A 16,561-nucleotide genomic window follows, 5' to 3' on the forward strand; every position below is an offset into this window, starting at 1 on the left:
CGCGGCCTGCGAGTCATGACGCCGCGCGACGTATTGAAGCCGTGGGCGCTGGCCAGGGCGGTGTTCGCCGCCGCGCTGGTCTGGGTGCTGACGGCGGCTCCGGCGTCGGCGGTGCCGATGCAGCGACCGGATGCGGTCCTGTCCTCCGCCGATGTGGGTCGGGCGTTGTCCGGGCGCCTGGCGGCCGGACAGGCATTGCAGTACACGGCCGATCTGCCTGTGGGCCATGTCGTCCAGGGATCCTTCGCCGGCGTGGATGCGTCGCTGGACCTGGAGGATGCCGACGGGCGGCACCTGCGCCGCCTGGAAAATCCGGGCGGCGGCGGGCGGGACTGGATGTGGGTCGTGCCCGCCGATCCGGTGCGACTCGTGGTGCGTGCGCGGGCGGCCAGCACGTTCCGGCTGACGGTGACGCGGGTGCTGGCACCCGCCGCGTCGCCCGTCGTCCCCGTCGTCGATCCGGTGGTTCCAGAAAGCCCGCGCCTGCGCGCGCTGATGCGGCATCTGGACCGGGGCGGTTCGACGGAGCCGTTCTGGCGCGGGATCCGCCGGCAGGGGACGCCGCTGGTGGAGCCCTTGTCCGCGACGGAATCCCTGGTGACGTTCCTGTGGCGTGGCGCGCGCGACAACGTACGTCTGTTCGGCGGCCCATCGGGGGATCATGCGGCGTTGCATCGCCTGGGAGAAAGCGATCTCTGGTGGGTCAGCTTCCGGATGGCCGACACGGCCCGGCTCAGCTACCGGCTGGCGCCGGACGTGCCTCGGATCCAGGGTACGCCACGGGATCAGCGCCGGGTCATCCTGGCCACGGCTCAGAGAGATCCCTTCAATCCTCGGGTGTTTCCGGCCTTCCCTCCGGCGCCGTTGGACGCTTTCCAGGGGGATTCCGTGCTTGAGCTGCCGCAGGCGCCCCCGCAGCCCTGGATTCGGCGGCGGCCGGGTGTCCAGAGTGGTGTGCTGCTGCACGAGCGGCTGACCAGCAAGGTGTTGGGCAATGAACGGGATGTCTGGATATACCGGCCAGCCGGCGCGGCGCCTCGCGCACTGCTGGTCTGGTTCGATGCGCACGAGTATCTGACCAAGGTCCATGTGCCGACGATCATCGACAATCTGCTGGCCGACGGGCTGATTCCGCCGGTCGCGGTCGTCCTGGTGGGCAATCCCAGTTCGCAAGCGCGGGCGCGGGAACTGCCGCCCAATGCCGCGTTCACCCGGTTCCTGGCCAAGGAATTCATGCCGTGGCTGCAAACACGCGGCCTGGATCTGCCCGCGCCGCGGACCGTGATCGGCGGATCCAGCTATGGCGGTCTGGCCGCCGCCCAGGCGGGGTTGGCGCTGCCGCACCGGTTCGGCAATGTATTGAGCCTGTCGGGCTCCTATTGGTGGTCGCCGGACGGAGAGCCGTCCGGCTGGGTCATGCGGCAGTATGCTGCGGCGCCGAAGCGGGACGTGCGTTTCTATCTGGATGCGGGGCAGTACGAACGGTCGCGCGCGGGAACGGCCGGCATCCTGGAAACGAATCGCCGCCTGGCGGGCGTGCTGCGCGATAAAGGCTACGACGTCACGCAGGTCGAGCATGAAGCCGGTCATGATTATTTCCATTGGCAGGGATCGCTGGGTTGCGGTCTGGTGGCTTTGTTGAATCCGGCGCGCGCTGCCCGAGGTCTGGTTGCGTGCCGAGCGGAAGAGGGGGCCTCCCGGTAAGACGACATGCCTTGGTTGCGTGTACCGTTGCGCCATGGCGACGGGGATCAGACATTCTAATTTGTAAATAGAAACGTTTATCGTTTATATTTCGGTCTGATTTTTGACACATTGCAGCAATCGAAGGAATCCCTATGTCCGCCTCCAAGGCTCAGGACCGCGCCCTGCAGCCCCTCGGCCTGCTCATCGCCCTGTGCCTGGTCGCTTCTCCCGCCGGCGCGCAATCGTCCGACGGCATCGCCCAGCTCGACCGTGTCGTCGTCAAGGCCGAACAGGAACTGAAGCAGACCCCGGGCGCGTCCACCATCACGGCCGAGGACATCCAGAAGTCCCCGACCGCCACCGACGTGTCGGAAATCATCCGCACCATGCCGGGCGTGAACCTGACCGGCAATTCGTCCAGCGGCCAGCGCGGCAACAACCGCCAGATCGACATCCGCGGCATGAGCCCGGAAAACACCCTGATCCTGATCGACGGCAAGCCCGTGTCCTCGCGCGGGTCGGTGCGCTTCGGCTGGCGCGGCGAGCGCGACACGCGCGGCGACACCAACTGGGTTCCGCCCGAGCAGATCGAGCGCATCGAAGTCCTGCGCGGCCCCGCCGCCGCGCGCTACGGCAACGGCGCGGCCGGCGGCGTGGTGAACATCATCACCAAGCCGATCGCGGACAAGCTGACCGGCTCAGTCACCGTCTACGGCAATCTGCCCGAGCACAGCGACGAGGGCTCGACCGCCCGCACCACCTTCAGCCTGGCCGGCCCGATCTCCGATACCCTGGGTTTCCGCCTGAACGGCAGCGCGGCGAATTTCCAGGGGGATGCGTATGACATCAATGAGGGGCACGAGTCGTATCGAGGCCCTATTGGCAATGTTGGCACATTCCCGGCCGGTCGCGAGGGCTTCAAGAATCGCGACATCAGCGGCGTGTTGAGTTGGAAACCCGTCGCCGGCCACACCATCGACTTCGAGGCCAGCTATGGTCGCCAGGGCAACATTTATGTCGGTGACACACAGAACACAAATCGAGATAAGACCGGTTATGTGTTAGCGAATTTAGGTGGGGAAACCAACCGAATTTACCGACAGGCCTATTCCATTACACACAATGGCGACTGGAATGCCGATACCCATACGCTCAGTTATCTACAGTATGAGCAGACGCGCAATACCCGGACTTTGGAAGGGTTGGCGGGCGGTACGGAAGGCATGTTCGCCGGACAGGAGTTTGGCGACATCAACCTGCGTACGCTGACGGCGCATACCGAACTGAGCCGTCGCCTGAACTGGGGCGGCATCGACCAGATGGGGACGTTCGGCCTGGAATGGGTACGTCAGGACCTGGAGGATTACTCGTCCGATCTGGCCTCTCGCAATCTTCCGAACGCCAAGATGCCCACGGTGCCTTTTGCCTACAGCCCCAAGGCGCATGCCAATATTTATTCTGTGTTCGCCGAAGACAATCTGTATATCGGCGACCGTTGGACCGTGACGCCCGGCCTGCGCTTCGACCATCACAGCCTTCAGGGCAACAACTGGAGCCCTGCGCTGAACCTGGCCTACATGATCAATGAGCAATGGACGGTCAAGGCGGGTATCGCCCGGGCTTACAAGGCACCCAATCTGTACCAGAGCAATTCTGGGTATGCGCTGTATAGCGATGGCAATGGCTGCTGGGGGAATACGAAATCTGGAGATCCCGCTTGCTTCCTGTTGGGCAATTCGGATCTGAAGGCGGAAACCAGCATTAACAAGGAGCTGGGCATCGAATTTCGCAGCCCGGATGGCTTGGGCGCCAGCCTGACCTATTTCCACAACGACTACCGCGATAAGATCGAGGCAGGTCGTACGCCGATTGCCAGCTTCACGAATAGCCTTGGGAAATCGACGGGTGTCTTTCAATGGGAAAATATCCCCCGCGCTGTCGTCCAAGGCATCGAGGGCAACCTGACCTGGCCCTTCGCGCGGGGCTGGCTGTGGTCGACCAACTTCACCTACATGATCGAGTCCAAGAACAAGGAGACCGGCGAACACCTGTCCACCATTCCCGAATACACGATCAACAGCACCCTGGACTGGCAGGTGACGCCGGCCTGGTCGCTGCGCGCCAAAGCCACCGTCTACGGCGAGCAGGAAGGTCCGAAGTACGACTACTATGGCCAGCCGCTGACGGGCAGCGCCACCGACAAGATCCCGCCCTACGCCCTGTTCGGCCTGAGCACGCAATACAAGGTCAACAAGCACTTCCGCGTGACGGCGGGCGTGGACAACGTGTTCGACAAGCGCATCTTCCGTCGGGGCAACGCGATCGGTGTCAATCTTGGAACGCCCAATGCCATCTACGGCGCCGGCGCCTACACCTACAACCAGCCCGGCCGCACCTTCTTCATGGAAGTGACCAGTTCGTTCTGATCGATCCGCTGCTGCGACAAACCGGTCCCGCCCCCCCTTTCCCTGGGGGCGCGGGATTTTTACTATGGGGCGTCGGGCTTGACGGTGAAGCGCCCACAGCATGATTCGTTGCATGTAACGATACGAGCTTGTATCATGTTCCATGTAACGTCCGGATCGGAGAATGAAGATGGCGACAGCCCATGTGAATGCGAGAGTTCAGAAGCATCGCACTGCGTTGCGGATGGCAGGATTGCGACCGGTGCAGATCTGGGTGCCGGATACGCGGCGCCCTGGGTTCGAGGAGGAGTGCCGCCGGCAGAGCCGGTTGGTGTCCCGGGCGGATCAGGACGATGCGGACCTGCAAGTTCTCATGGATGAGGCCCTGGCCGAAGTGGACGGCTGGACGGAATGATGGCGCAGGGCAGGGCCAGGCGCGGCGATCTGGTGACGGTGGTCATGCAAGGTGATTTTGGCAAGCCCAGGCCTGCGCTGGTTCTGCAAGCGAACCAGTTCATCGAACATGCTAGCGTCACCGTGCTGCCTGTGTCAGGCACGCTGGTGGCGGCCCCCCTGCTGCGGGTCACCCTGGAGCCCAGCTCGGAAAATGGCCTCCAAAAGCCCTCGCAGGTCATGATCGACAAAAGCATGACGGTAAAACGCAGCAAGATAGGACACATCATCGGTCGCGTTAGCACGGACGCGCTGGCGACGGTCGAGCGTTGTCTGGCCGTGTTTCTTGGAATTGCAAAATGACCCTGAGCTGGGTAAGCAAAACCGGCTCGCACAAGGTGACTCAGTATGAAAAAGCCAGATCCTGAACTGATCGACTCAGACAATCCGGAATGGGTCGAGGTGGATTTTGCGCGGGCACGATCGGCAACTGACATACTGGAATTTTCCCGATGTGTTTCCAGGCGGCGTATCCCGAGGGATTCCTTGGACAGCGGCTATCGAGCGATGGCAGCGGATGAGACACGCGAGCATGAAGCGCAGGCATGGTGTGGCGGCTTGGTGGCGGGCGACTCATCGGACAATCCGTCGCTATAACTGCACCCCGCCCCCTAACCCGCCTTCCTCGGCCGCCCGCGCGGCGCCGGGCTGACGCGCCGGGACGCCAGGCGCCCCAGGTGCGCCAGAAAGATCTTTTCCCCCAGCGCCCATTGGCCCGCCAGGGCCGCCTCGATCGGCGGGCGCTGCGATTCGCCCAGGCCGGCGGCCAGGCGTTCGCGCCAGGCGGCTTGGCGGGCGAAGGGCGTGTCGCCTTCGCGCCAGTAGTCGGGGTGGTCCGTCAGGGCCGGGCGCGGCCCCGCCGGCCCCGCGCCGTCCAGCCCCGCATGTTCCGCCGCCGATGACCACGGCCATTGCGCCGCCGTGCCGACCTGGCCGGTCGAGACCGGCAGCGATTCCAGCCAGACCATGGCCGGCAGCACCCATCGCCCCGGCTCCAGCAGCGCATTGCGGTAGCGCCCCTCATAGACCCGCGTGCGCATCAGGCCGGATCCCATGCGCCGGCCCAGCGCCTGCATCAGGCGAGACAACGCGCCCTCGTCGTCCGGCGTGGCCAGCAGCGTGATCCGGTCTGGCAGGACGGTCCAGGCATGCAGCGCCACGGCGCTGGCGCCAACGCCGCCCGCAGCCGCACGGCCGATCTCCTGGGCCAGCCAGTCGCGGATGCGGTTCAGCGCGGCCGCTGGCGCCGGCGCGTCGGCGGGCGCCAGCGGCCGCGCGAAGCGCGCCTGGACCAGTTGAGGAATGCGGGGAGCATAGAGGCGGGGCAATCGGGCCATGAGAAAGAGGGCAAGACAAGATTCAAACGATTGTTTGAATTCTCGTCATAAATCAGCGACAATCAAAAAATCGGCTCGGGAGTACGCTGGACGTATCGCTCAAGCCCGTAGCTGCCGGGTGGACGCGTTGCAGCGCATCGCTCCCGATCGGACAGCCCATTAAAACCAGCGAGGACACAATATCATGCAAACCAGCCAGTCCGCCCCTCTGTTCATCCGCCGCGTGGCGGTGTGCGGCGCCGGGGTCATGGGCGCGCAGATCGCCGCCCACTGCGTCAATGCCGGCGTGCCGGTCGTGCTGTTCGATCTGGCCAAGGAAGATGGCCAGGGCGGCAAGAACGGCATCGTCCAGCGCGCCATCGCCCAGCTCAAAAAACTCAGCCCCGCGCCCCTGGGCATCGACGCCCTGGCCGACCTGATCACGCCGGCCAACTACGACGAGGATCTGGCGCTGCTGGCCGATTGCGATGTCGTCATCGAGGCGATTGCCGAGCGCCTGGACTGGAAACGCGACCTCTACCACAAGCTGGCGCCGGCCTTGAATCCGCATGCCGTCATCGCCAGCAACACCTCGGGCCTGTCCATCACCTCGCTGTCCGAGGCCCTGCCCGAGACCCTGCGTCATCGGTTTTGCGGGGTGCATTTCTTCAACCCGCCGCGCTACATGCCGCTGGTCGAACTCATTCCCACTGCCGCCACCGAGCCCGCTCTGCTGGATCACCTGGAGACCTTCCTGGTGTCGCAACTGGGCAAGGGCGTCGTGCGCGCCAAGGACACGCCCAACTTCATCGGCAACCGCATCGGCGTGTTCGGCATTCTGTCGGTCTTCCATCACACCCAGGCCTTCGGCCTGCCCTATGAACTGGTCGATGATCTGACCGGCACCCGCCTGGGCCGCGCCAAGTCCGGCACCTACCGCACCGCCGACGTGGTCGGCCTGGACACGCTGGCGCACGTCATCGACACGATGAAAAACCAGCTGCCCGACGACCCCTTCCATGTCCATTTCGGCGTGCCGCCAGAGGTCGCGGCCCTGATCGAGAAAGGCGCGCTGGGCCAGAAGGCCAAGGCCGGATTTTTCAAGAAGGAAGGCAAGGCCATCCTGCGGCTGGACCCCGCAACCGGACAGTATGTCCCCGCCGGCGAAAAAGCTGCCGACGAGGTCAAGGATATCCTCAAGGAACGCGATCCCGCCAAGCGCCTGAAGGCGCTGCACGATTCGGCGCATCCCCAGGCCCGGTTCGTCTGGGCCGTGCTGCGCGACACCTTCCACTACAGCGCCGTGCATCTGGGCGACATCGCCGACAGCGCGCGCGAGCTGGATCTGGCCATGAAATGGGGCTTCGGTCATGCCCAGGGCCCCTTCGAGATATGGCAGGCCGCCGGCTGGCGGCAGATCGCCGAATGGATCCAGGCCGACATCGCTGCCGGCAAGACCCTGTCTGATGCCCCGCTGCCCGCCTGGGCTACCAGCGGCCCTGTCTGGGACAAACAGGCCGTGCACACGCCGCAAGGCTCCTACAGCCCGGTCGCGAATGCCTATGTGCCGCGCAGCGCGCTGCCCGTCTACCAGCGTCAGATCGGCGCCCCGCGCCTGGTCGGCGAGGGTCCGTCGCTGACGCCGCGCGTCGTGCATGAAAACGACGCCGTCCTGTGCTGGACGCTGCCGGCCCCGCATCCCCAGGACGTGCTCCTGGTGTCGTTCAAGACCAAGATGCACACCCTCAGCCCCGATGTGGTGCGCGGCGTGATCCATGCCGTGGATCTGGCCGAGCGGGGCTACAAGGCCCTGGTCATCGCCCAGCTGGACGAGCCTTTCTCGGCCGGCGCGGACCTGAAAGCCATGCTGCCCGCCTTCATGTCCGGCGGCGTCAAGGCCGTCGAGCCGATCCAGCGGGAAATGCAGGACATGGTCATGCGCCTGCGCTACGCCCAGGTGCCCGTGGTGGCGGCCCTGGCCGGTCTGGCTCTGGGCGGCGGTTGCGAACTGTCCGTGCATTGCGCCCGTCGTGTTGCCCATCTGGAGACCTATATCGGTCTGGTCGAGGTCGGCATCGGCCTGGTGCCGGGCGCCGGCGGCATCACCTTCAGCGCCCGCCGCGCCGCCGAGATTCAGGCCCAATCCGCCCCCGAGGCTCCGCTGCTCGCGACCGTCAAGACCTTCGTCCAGTCCGTGGCCACGGCCCGCGTGTCCAAGTCCGCGCTCGAGGCTCGCCAGATCGGCTATCTGCGCGATTCCGATCCCATCGTCATGAACCGCCACGAACTGCTGTACGTGGCGGCGCGCGAGGCCGCCAACCTGGCCGAACAGGGCTGGCGCCCACCGATGGCCGCGCGCTTTCCCGTGGCCGGGCGCGATGCCATCGCCACCCTCAAGGCCCAACTGGTGAACATGCGCGTGGGCGGCTATATCTCGGACTACGATTTCCACATTGCCGAACAGGTCGCCACCGCCATCTGCGGCGGCGACGTCGATCCGGACAGCCTGGTCGACGAGGCCTGGATGCTGCGGCTGGAACGCGAGGCCTTCCTGGGCCTGCTGGCCAATCCCAAGACACAAGAGCGCATCGCCGGCCTGCTGCAGACCGGCAAGCCCGTCCGCAACTGAGGAGACTTCCATGACAGCCCTTCAACAAGCCTACATCGTTGCCGCGACGCGCACCCCCATCGGCAAGGCCCCGCGCGGCATGTATTCCCACACCCGGCCCGACGAACTGCTGGCCAAGGCCATCCAGGGCGTCATGGCCCAGGCGCCCGGCCTGGACCCCGCCGCCGTCGAGGACGCCATCGTCGGCTGCGCCATCCCTGAAGGCCCGCAGGGCCTGAACGTCGCGCGTGTCGGCGTGCTGCTGGCCGGCATGCCGCACTCTGTCGGCGGCGTCACCGTCAACCGTTTCTGCGCCTCCGGCCTGACCGCCGTCGCCATGGCGGCCGACCGCATCCGCGTGGGCGAAGCCGACGTGCTGCTGGCCTGCGGCACCGAATCGATGAGCCTGGTGCCCACCATGGGGATCAACACCTCGTTCAGTCCGGATGCCTACCTGAAGGAAGAAAACATCGGCATCGCCTATGGTATGGGCGCCACGGCCGAGCAGGTCGCCCAGCGCTGGAAGGTATCCCGCGAGGACCAGGATGCCTTTGCCTTGCGCTCGCATCAGCGCGCCCTGGCCGCCCGGCAGGCCGGCGAGTTCACCGACGAGATGCTGCCGGTGGAGATTGTGCGCCGTGAACCGGATCTGGCGGCGGGCAACATCCGCGAGACCCGCCACACCGTCACCCTGGACGAAGGCCCGCGCGCCGACACCAGCCTGGAGGCGCTGGCCCGCCTGCGTCCCGTGTTCGCCGCCAAGGGCAGCGTCACCGCCGGCAACAGCTCGCAGACCTCCGATGGCGCCGGCGCCCTGCTGGTCGTGTCCGAGCGGGCGCTGAAGGCGCACAATCTGACCCCGCTGGCGCGGTTCGTGTCTTTTGCCGTGCGCGGCGTGCCGCCCGACATCATGGGCATCGGCCCCAAGGAAGCCATCCCGCTGGCCCTGCAAAAGGCCGGCCTGACGCTGGACCGGATGGGCTGGATCGAATTGAACGAAGCCTTTGCCGCCCAGTCCCTGGCCGTCATCCGCGACCTGGGCCTGAACGAGGAGGTCGTCAATCCCATGGGCGGCGCCATCGCCCTGGGCCACCCGCTGGGCGCCACCGGCGCGATCCGTTCCGCCACGACCATCCACGCGCTGCGCCGTCACAAGCTGCAATACGGCATGGTGACGATGTGCGTCGGTACCGGCATGGGCGCGGCGGGGATCTTCGAGCGCTGCTGATTTTCAGCGGCGGCGGCAAAACCCCCCTTTTTGGGGCCGCAAGCCCGAAGAGGCGCAGCGTGGGGGCGTTTTACATGGTCGCATGACATAATGATCAGCGCGAACCCGCTGATCCCGATTTTGCCGCCATGTCCGACCGTCCAGACTCCGCTGCTGCGCCCGCCCCTCTCACCTCCCTGCCGGAATGGAAGCGTTTCGCGCTGGCGGCGCAGACCTGTGGGGCCCGGCCCGATGCGCTGGACCTGATCGAGGCTCCTGGCCTGGCGCTGGATTCCAGCGGCCAGCGTCATTCGCCCGCGCTCATGGACGCGGGCCTGGCCCTGCTGCGGGCGCGGGATTTCGAGGCGCAGCGCGCGCGCCTGCTGGCAGGCGATGCCGTCAACATCACCGAGGACCGCGCCGCCTGGCACACGCTGTTGCGCGCGCCCAAGCCCTCGGCCGAGGTGCAGGCGGAGCGTGAGCGCATGGACGCCTGGGTGCGGCGCGCCGACGCCGGGCGGCACTGGCGTCATGTCGTTCACATCGGCATCGGCGGTTCGGACTGGGGCGTGCGTCTGGCCGTGACCGCTTTCGGCTACGCCGGCACCTGGCGCGATGTGCGTTTCGTCGCCAATATCGACGGTCATGCCATCGAGGGCGGTCTGGCGGGGCTGGATCCGCGCGAGACCTTGGTCGTACTGGTGTCCAAATCCTTTACCACTGTCGAGACCCTCGAAAACGGCGCGCGGGCTCGCGAATGGCTGGCCGGCGCGGGGCTCGATCCCGCCGCCCATCTGGTGGCCGTCACCGCCCGGCCCGACCGTGCCCGCGCCTGGGGTGTGCCGGAGAGTCAGATTTTCCGGTTGTGGGACTGGGTCGGCGGGCGGTTTTCGCTCTGGTCCGCCGTCAGCCTGAGCACCGCGCTGGCCGTGGGCGTCGACGTGCTCGAGGGCCTGCGCGCGGGCGCCGCGGCCATGGACGCGCATTTCGCCCAGGCGCCGCTGGCGCAGAATGCCCCGGTGCGCATGGCGCTGGCCGGGGTCGTCAATCGCAGCGTGCTGGGCCAGGGGTCGTTGAACATTGCCCCTTACGATGCGCGTCTGGCAAATCTGGTGCCCTACATTCAACAGCTGGACATGGAGTCCCTGGGCAAATCGGTGGACCTTGCCGGCCGGCCCGTGGGAGTGCCCACCGGCCCCGCTGTCTGGGGCATGCCGGGCACCGACGCCCAGCACACGTTTTTCCAGTGGATGCACCAGGGCAGCGATGGCGCCCCGGTGGATTTCATCCTGTGTCGTGAGGCCGACCACGGCTGGCCGGCCCACCATCGTCAGTTATTGGCCAACTGCCTGGCCCAGCGCGAGGCCCTGATGCGCGGCAAGACCCTGGGCGAGGCGCGCGCCGAATGCCTGGCCGAGGGCATGGATGCCACCCGCGCCGACTGGCTGGCCCCGCACCGCGTCCACCCGGGCGGCCGCCCCAATCATCTGATCGCGTTGCCGCGCCTGTCTGCCTATTCCCTCGGGGCGCTGCTGGCCCTGTACGAGCACCGCGTCTTTACCCAGGGCGTGATCTGGGGCATCGACCCCTTCGATCAATGGGGCGTCGAATACGGCAAGGTCCTGGCGCGCGGCATCATCGGTGAACTGGAGCCGGTTGCCGCGGACCGTTCCCCTGATCATCACGACGCCTCAACCCGGCACTGGATCGATTGTTTGCGGGGATGAGTCCGGGCACAGGACAGTCCCTGCGGACTGTCCTGTGCCCGCCGGATCCGAGCCGCTTGCAAGCGGGGAGGTGGAGGGCTGCCTCATAGGGATTTACCCTGTCCCTTCTGCCCGGACCATGAATGCCCCTTCAACGCGACAGGGTTTACACGGGGTTATATGCGGGAACGAAATGCCCTTATCTTGCTTTTCGCATGAGGGTTCAAAGACGCCTCCGGTAGAGTGGTCGCAAGCCGCCTGAAAGGCGTTTTCGGACTTTCGACTTCAGACATGAGGGATCCCCGGGCACGGCGGCATCCCGACTCTTGGAGACTGGACATGAGCAAAACCGTCGCTCCCGTGGATGAGATTCTGCCGCTGGGCCAGCTGACAGCCCTCGGGTTGCAGCACGTGCTGGTGATGTACGCCGGCGCCGTGGCCGTCCCCCTGATCATCGGCCGGGCGCTGGGCCTGGATTCGAGCGAAGTCTCCCTGCTGATCGCGGCCGACCTCTTTGCCTGCGGCATCGCCACCATCATCCAGTCCCTGGGCGCCACCCAGTGGTTCGGGATCAAGCTGCCCGTCATCATGGGCGTGAGCTTTGCCCCGGTCGGGCCGATGATCCACATCGCCCAGTCCAATCCCGGCCACACCGGCGCCCAGCTGTTGTTCGGCACCATCATCGCGGCCGGCATCATCACCATGATCATCGCGCCCTGGGTCAGCCGGCTGCTGCGGTTCTTTCCCCCAGTGGTGACCGGCACCATCATCGCCATCATCGGCATCACCCTGATGCGCGTGGGCATCAACTGGATTTTCGGCAATCCCTTCGGCCCCACCGCCCCGTCCCTGGTCGATCCCAACTACGTCGGCTGGCTCAAGGACATCCAGGCCGCCGCGGGCGCGCCGGGCTCGCCCTTGCCGGGCGTCCCGAAGGGACTGTCCATCATGCCCACGGTTCCCAACCCCAGATACGCCAATCTGACCGGCGTGGGCGTTGCCGCCATCGTGCTGCTGTCGATCCTGGTGATCGCCAAGTTCTGCAAGGGTTTCCTGGCCAACATCGCCGTGCTGCTGGGCATCGTGGTCGGCGCCGTCCTCACCGCCGCCATGGGCATCATGACGTTCGAGAAAGTCGGCAAGGCCGACTGGGTCGATGTGGTCCTGCCGTTCCATTTCGGCATGCCGAAATTCGACGGCTGGATGATCCTGACCATGGTGCTGGTCATGATCGTGATCCTGATCGAGTCCACCGGCATGTTCCTGGCACTGGGCGACATGACCGGCAAGAAGATCACTCAAAAAGAACTGGCGCGAGGCCTGCGCACCGACGGCCTGGGCACCCTGATCGGCGGCCTGTTCAATACTTTTCCGTATTCCAGTTTTTCCCAGAACGTCGGCCTGGTCGCCGTCACCGGGGTGCGCAGTCGGTTCGTCTGCGTGGCCAGCGGCGTGATCCTGCTGATCCTGGGGCTGCTGCCCAAACTGGCCGCGCTGGTCGAATCCCTGCCCACCGTCGTTCTGGGCGGCGCCGGCATCGTGATGTTCGGCATGGTCACCGCCACCGGCATTCGCATCCTGAGCGGCGTGGATTTCGTCAAGAACCGCCACAACGCCATGATCGTGGCGATTTCCATCGGCATGGGCATGATTCCCGTGGTCGCGCCGAATTTCCGCCAATGGATGCCGGCGGCCATCCATCCGCTGATCGAGTCGGGGATTTTGCTGACCTCTCTGTCGGCCGTGCTGCTGAACCTGTTTTTCAACGGCGCGCCCCATGACACCGATGCCGCAGTCGAGGCGGCCAGGCACGCAGAGGCTTGAGGCGGGGCGGTCGGTCATCCGTCCCGTCACTCGAAGGGAGGCGCAGGTTGTACCATTCAGCTTCGTTGAACATACAAAAACACAAGCACGCATGAACATCCTGCTTACCGGCGGCACCGGCTATATCGGCAGCCATACTGCGACCGTTCTGGCGCAACAGGGACATCGCATCGTCCTGTTCGACAACCTGTCCAACAGCAGCGATACGGTGATCGACCGGCTGGATCGCATCCTGGGGACGCCGCCCGTCTTTGTCCCGGGCGATGTGAGAGACGACGAGCTTCTGACACGGACTTTGCGCGATCATGCCATCGATGCGGTGATTCATTTCGCCGGCTTGAAAGCTGTGGGCGAGTCCGTCGAAAAACCCTTGGACTACTTTTCCAACAACGTCCAGGGGACCTTGTCGCTGTTGCAGGCCATGCAGGCTGGCGGTGCGCGTGCGCTGGTCTTCAGCAGCAGCGCCACCGTCTATGGTGAGCCTGAATACCTGCCGCTGGATGAGCGCCACCGCACGGGCGCTACCAATCCCTATGGCCGCACCAAGCTGCACATCGAGGAGATCCTGAACGATCTGGCGGCTTCCGACCCATCCTGGCGCGTGGCCTGTCTGCGCTATTTCAACCCGGTCGGGGCGCATGACAGCGGTCTGATCGGCGAAAGTCCCCGCGGCGTGCCGAACAACCTCATGCCTTATGTCGCTCAGGTCGCTGCCGGCCTGCGGGCCGAACTGAACGTATTCGGCGATGACTATCCCACCCCTGATGGGACCGGTGTGCGCGACTACATTCGTGTCGTGGATCTGGCCGAAGGCCACGCCGCCGCCCTGGATTTTCTGGCGGATCATACCGGCTGGCATGCCTTCAATCTGGGCACAGGCCGTGGCTACAGTGTCCTGGATGTCGTCCGCGCCTTTGAACAGGCCTCCGGACGTCGGGTGCCCTACCGGATACAGCCGCGCCGGCCGGGTGATGTGGCCTCCTGTTATGCCAATCCGGCCAAGGCGCGCGAGGATCTGAACTGGGCCGCCTCACGCTCGCTGGATGAGATGTGTTCAAGCACCTGGAATTATCAGCGCAGCGCGGGCATGGTCTAGCCCGGACCAGGGGTTTCATGCCCGCCGCCTCTGAAATCTTGATCCATCCCAACGTCGTGGCATTTCGATCCCCTGTCATGAACGGTCTCCTGTAAAACCAGAATGTCACAACCAGTGACATATAACAGTCACAGGAGACTTTCATGTCTATTTTCAAGACTATCCGTAGCCGCGTCATCCTGATTCTGATCTGCCTGGGGTTACCGCCGCCAGGCCTGACGCAGGCCGCGAACGAGGCGCCGTGGGATGATTCCCCGGCGCCTTTTGTTTTGAGCGGCGCATTGATCGAGGTCACGGCCGACCGGCGCATCGGGCGGGGATTGCACCTGAAGGGCGCGGGCGGATTCCTGGTCGCCCGCGGTCGGACGCTGTGGGTGCAGGGGCCCCTCCTCGGGCATCCCGACGATCCCCTGATGCCCTCGCCATTCTGGAAACTGGGCGACGGCCACCTGGAACTGGCGGGGGGCGGCGCCATGACGGGCCAGATCATTCTGGCCCGGGGCAGTCTGGGCCTGGCGCACGACGAGGCGCTGGGCGCGTCTTTCAACAGCCTGGACATGGCGGCCGGCACGCGATTGACGCTGCGTCCTGGGGTGCATATCGGACAGAACCTGCACGTCCGTTCCGCTGTCACGGCGCAGGCGCCACCCTTGCACTGGGGCCTGCCGCCCGTCGCCGGTCAGTCTCATGCCGCTGTCTGGCGCGTCCCGTCGGAGGAGGCAACGCTGGCAGGCCATATTCAGGCGGGCGTCCCCATCGTCAAGGAGGGCGATGGCACCCTGCGGCTGACGGGGATCGGTTTCAGCCCGGACCGTGAACCGCTGACCCTGGCGCAGGGTGGGTTGCGCGTCGACCGGTTGTGGTGGGGGCCCGTCCTGACCCGGCCCGGCACGGTCTTGTCGGGTGTCGGTCAGGTCGACGAGGCCCGTGTGGCGGGGGAGGTGTGGCCCGGCGGAGCGGATCGCCCAGGGGCCTTGCTGATCGGCCAGCGCCTGGTGTTGCTGCCCGACGCCTGGACGCGCATCCGGATCGATGCGAATGGGACAGCCGACCAGATCCGTTCCTTTGGCACGGTGCGCCTGGGCGGTGCGCTGCGGGTCGAGCCCGTGTCAGGCGCCTGGACTCCTGATCGTCGCTGGACCATCGTCCAGGCCGATGGCGGCCTGGAATACGGGGCGGACCGCGGGGGCGACTCCGCCCCCGGCGGGGGCAGGTACGCCAGCGTCGTCAGTACGCTGCGCTACCTGGATCCCACGCTGGACTATGGTCCCACCGTCGTCACGCTGGGCTTGAGATACAACGCCCGGGGCCTGAACACGGCAGACGCCGCCTGGCGCAGTGCGCTGCTGGCCGACAGCCGTTTTCCACGCGAATCCGCCCTGGCGCACATCGCAGGCGGCCGGGCCTGGGCGCAGAGCTGGGCGGCCAATACCGAGCGGTCCGGTGCCCGGGGACTGCCGGGAGATGACCGGGATACCGGCGGCTTGCAGATCGGCGTCAGCCGGTCGGTCGGGACGCAGGGCGCATGGGCGGCCTTTGCCGGCGTGCAGACATCCCGCCTGATCGCGGATGCGCAGGCCACGGGTCCGGCGGCGGGCGGCCGCGCCTACCGGCTCAGGAGCCGGTCCTCGCATGTCGGGATGGGCGCCAGCCTGGCGCAGGGGAACTGGCGCATGACGCTGGGCGCCGCGCAATCCTGGCATCGGGCCGACCTAGATCGTCAGGCCGACCCGGCTGAACCCGGGTTGCGCAGCCGCCCGGTCGCGCGTCTGTCGCAGGCGTGGTTGCAGATCCAGCCAGACAGACCCGTGGCCTTGAGCGCCTGGCGGCTGACGCCCTATGTCCGGGCCGTCTGGCTGAGATTGCGTCGATTCGCTTTACATGAGGAGGGCGGGCTGGCCGCCGTGGAACTGGAGGCTCGAACTGACCGCCGCTGGCTGGGGCAACTGGGTGTCCGGATCCAGCGATTCTGGTCCACCGGGCATGGGGAGGCGCGGATGACGTTGAACCTGGGAATGCGCCGGCTGTGGGGCGGGGCGGCACTGTCGAGCCGGCAGGCCTATCGGGGCGACCGGGGGCGGCGCTTCGAGGTGGAGGGCCTGCCCCTGCCGCGTCATGTGCTGCGCCTGGATCTGGGGATGTCGGCACCGGTTGCCCGCCGCGTGCGTGTCGAGTTGGCTTATACCGGTGAGCATGGGGGCGGTCAGATGCAGCACGGGATGTGGCTGGGGGTGAGGGCGGGGTTCAGATGAGGATGAGG

At 66.1% G+C, this 16,561-nt stretch carries 11 protein-coding genes; 10 read left to right on the forward strand and 1 reads right to left on the reverse strand.

The features are described from left to right. Positions 1–15 precede the first annotated feature (15 nt). The 4 genes from ACK5JE_RS05810 (at position 16) to ACK5JE_RS05825 (ending at position 4,847) form a co-directional block, all read left to right on the forward strand. Positions 16–1,704: an enterochelin esterase domain-containing protein gene (locus ACK5JE_RS05810; RefSeq protein WP_416800750.1), complete on the forward strand. Its 1,689-nt coding sequence runs from the start codon at positions 16–18 to the stop codon at positions 1,702–1,704. A 134-nt stretch (positions 1,705–1,838) separates the two neighbouring features. Further along, positions 1,839–4,112: a TonB-dependent siderophore receptor gene (locus tag ACK5JE_RS05815; protein ID WP_416800751.1), complete on the forward strand. Its 2,274-nt coding sequence runs from the start codon at positions 1,839–1,841 to the stop codon at positions 4,110–4,112. Positions 4,113–4,281: 169 nt separating this feature from the next. Next, positions 4,282–4,506 carry an antitoxin MazE family protein gene (locus tag ACK5JE_RS05820; RefSeq protein WP_343834941.1) on the forward strand — a complete coding sequence of 75 codons (225 nt, stop codon included), beginning with the start codon at positions 4,282–4,284 and terminating at the stop codon, positions 4,504–4,506. Continuing rightward, positions 4,503–4,847: a type II toxin-antitoxin system PemK/MazF family toxin gene (locus ACK5JE_RS05825; RefSeq protein ID WP_416800752.1), complete on the forward strand. Its 345-nt coding sequence runs from the start codon at positions 4,503–4,505 to the stop codon at positions 4,845–4,847. The genes ACK5JE_RS05820 and ACK5JE_RS05825 overlap by 4 nt, the downstream gene beginning before the upstream one ends. 308 nt (positions 4,848–5,155) lie before the next feature. Here ACK5JE_RS05825 and ACK5JE_RS05830 read toward each other — a convergent pair whose 3' ends face one another. Beyond that, positions 5,156–5,881, reverse strand: a complete 726-nt coding sequence (locus ACK5JE_RS05830) for a hypothetical protein (RefSeq protein ID WP_416800753.1) — start codon at positions 5,879–5,881, stop codon at positions 5,156–5,158. Positions 5,882–6,065: 184 nt separating this feature from the next. On the opposite strand from ACK5JE_RS05830, the gene ACK5JE_RS05835 reads away from it, so the two are divergent. The 6 genes from ACK5JE_RS05835 to ACK5JE_RS05860 all read left to right on the forward strand — a co-directional run bounded on the left by ACK5JE_RS05835 (position 6,066) and on the right by ACK5JE_RS05860 (position 16,553). Continuing rightward, entirely contained in the window at positions 6,066–8,489 is a 2,424-nt protein-coding gene (locus ACK5JE_RS05835; protein ID WP_416800754.1) for a 3-hydroxyacyl-CoA dehydrogenase/enoyl-CoA hydratase family protein, read from the forward strand. A 10-nt stretch (positions 8,490–8,499) separates the two neighbouring features. Further along, positions 8,500–9,696: an acetyl-CoA C-acyltransferase gene (locus ACK5JE_RS05840; RefSeq protein WP_416800755.1), complete on the forward strand. Its 1,197-nt coding sequence runs from the start codon at positions 8,500–8,502 to the stop codon at positions 9,694–9,696. 128 nt (positions 9,697–9,824) lie between these two features. Further along, the gene (pgi, locus tag ACK5JE_RS05845; RefSeq protein ID WP_416800756.1) at positions 9,825–11,402 is read left to right on the forward strand and encodes a glucose-6-phosphate isomerase; all 1,578 of its coding nucleotides are present in this window, start codon (positions 9,825–9,827) and stop codon (positions 11,400–11,402) included. A 318-nt stretch (positions 11,403–11,720) separates the two neighbouring features. Further along, positions 11,721–13,205: a nucleobase:cation symporter-2 family protein gene (locus ACK5JE_RS05850; protein WP_416800757.1), complete on the forward strand. Its 1,485-nt coding sequence runs from the start codon at positions 11,721–11,723 to the stop codon at positions 13,203–13,205. Positions 13,206–13,296: 91 nt separating this feature from the next. Further along, positions 13,297–14,301: a UDP-glucose 4-epimerase GalE gene (galE, locus tag ACK5JE_RS05855; RefSeq protein WP_416800758.1), complete on the forward strand. Its 1,005-nt coding sequence runs from the start codon at positions 13,297–13,299 to the stop codon at positions 14,299–14,301. 143 nt (positions 14,302–14,444) lie between these two features. After that, positions 14,445–16,553, forward strand: coding sequence for an autotransporter outer membrane beta-barrel domain-containing protein (locus tag ACK5JE_RS05860; RefSeq protein WP_416800759.1), 2,109 nt, complete (start codon positions 14,445–14,447; stop codon positions 16,551–16,553). The last annotated feature ends 8 nt before the right edge of the window (positions 16,554–16,561 follow it).

Source organism: Castellaniella sp., from assembly GCF_047971665.1.
Classification (GTDB): domain Bacteria; phylum Pseudomonadota; class Gammaproteobacteria; order Burkholderiales; family Burkholderiaceae_B; genus Castellaniella.

What these genes read in the sequence shown, in the direction of transcription:
- ACK5JE_RS05830 (WP_416800753.1), bottom strand. Translation starts at nt 5,881, where the DNA reads ATGGCCCGATTGCCCCGCCTCTATGCTCCCCGCATTCCTCAACTGGTC.
- ACK5JE_RS05850 (WP_416800757.1), top strand. Translation starts at nt 11,721, where the DNA reads ATGAGCAAAACCGTCGCTCCCGTGGATGAGATTCTGCCGCTGGGCCAG.
- ACK5JE_RS05820 (WP_343834941.1), top strand. Translation starts at nt 4,282, where the DNA reads ATGGCGACAGCCCATGTGAATGCGAGAGTTCAGAAGCATCGCACTGCG.
- ACK5JE_RS05860 (WP_416800759.1), top strand. Translation starts at nt 14,445, where the DNA reads ATGTCTATTTTCAAGACTATCCGTAGCCGCGTCATCCTGATTCTGATC.
- ACK5JE_RS05840 (WP_416800755.1), top strand. Translation starts at nt 8,500, where the DNA reads ATGACAGCCCTTCAACAAGCCTACATCGTTGCCGCGACGCGCACCCCC.
- galE (WP_416800758.1), top strand. Translation starts at nt 13,297, where the DNA reads ATGAACATCCTGCTTACCGGCGGCACCGGCTATATCGGCAGCCATACT.
- ACK5JE_RS05835 (WP_416800754.1), top strand. Translation starts at nt 6,066, where the DNA reads ATGCAAACCAGCCAGTCCGCCCCTCTGTTCATCCGCCGCGTGGCGGTG.
- pgi (WP_416800756.1), top strand. Translation starts at nt 9,825, where the DNA reads ATGTCCGACCGTCCAGACTCCGCTGCTGCGCCCGCCCCTCTCACCTCC.
- ACK5JE_RS05815 (WP_416800751.1), top strand. Translation starts at nt 1,839, where the DNA reads ATGTCCGCCTCCAAGGCTCAGGACCGCGCCCTGCAGCCCCTCGGCCTG.
- ACK5JE_RS05810 (WP_416800750.1), top strand. Translation starts at nt 16, where the DNA reads ATGACGCCGCGCGACGTATTGAAGCCGTGGGCGCTGGCCAGGGCGGTG.
- ACK5JE_RS05825 (WP_416800752.1), top strand. Translation starts at nt 4,503, where the DNA reads ATGATGGCGCAGGGCAGGGCCAGGCGCGGCGATCTGGTGACGGTGGTC.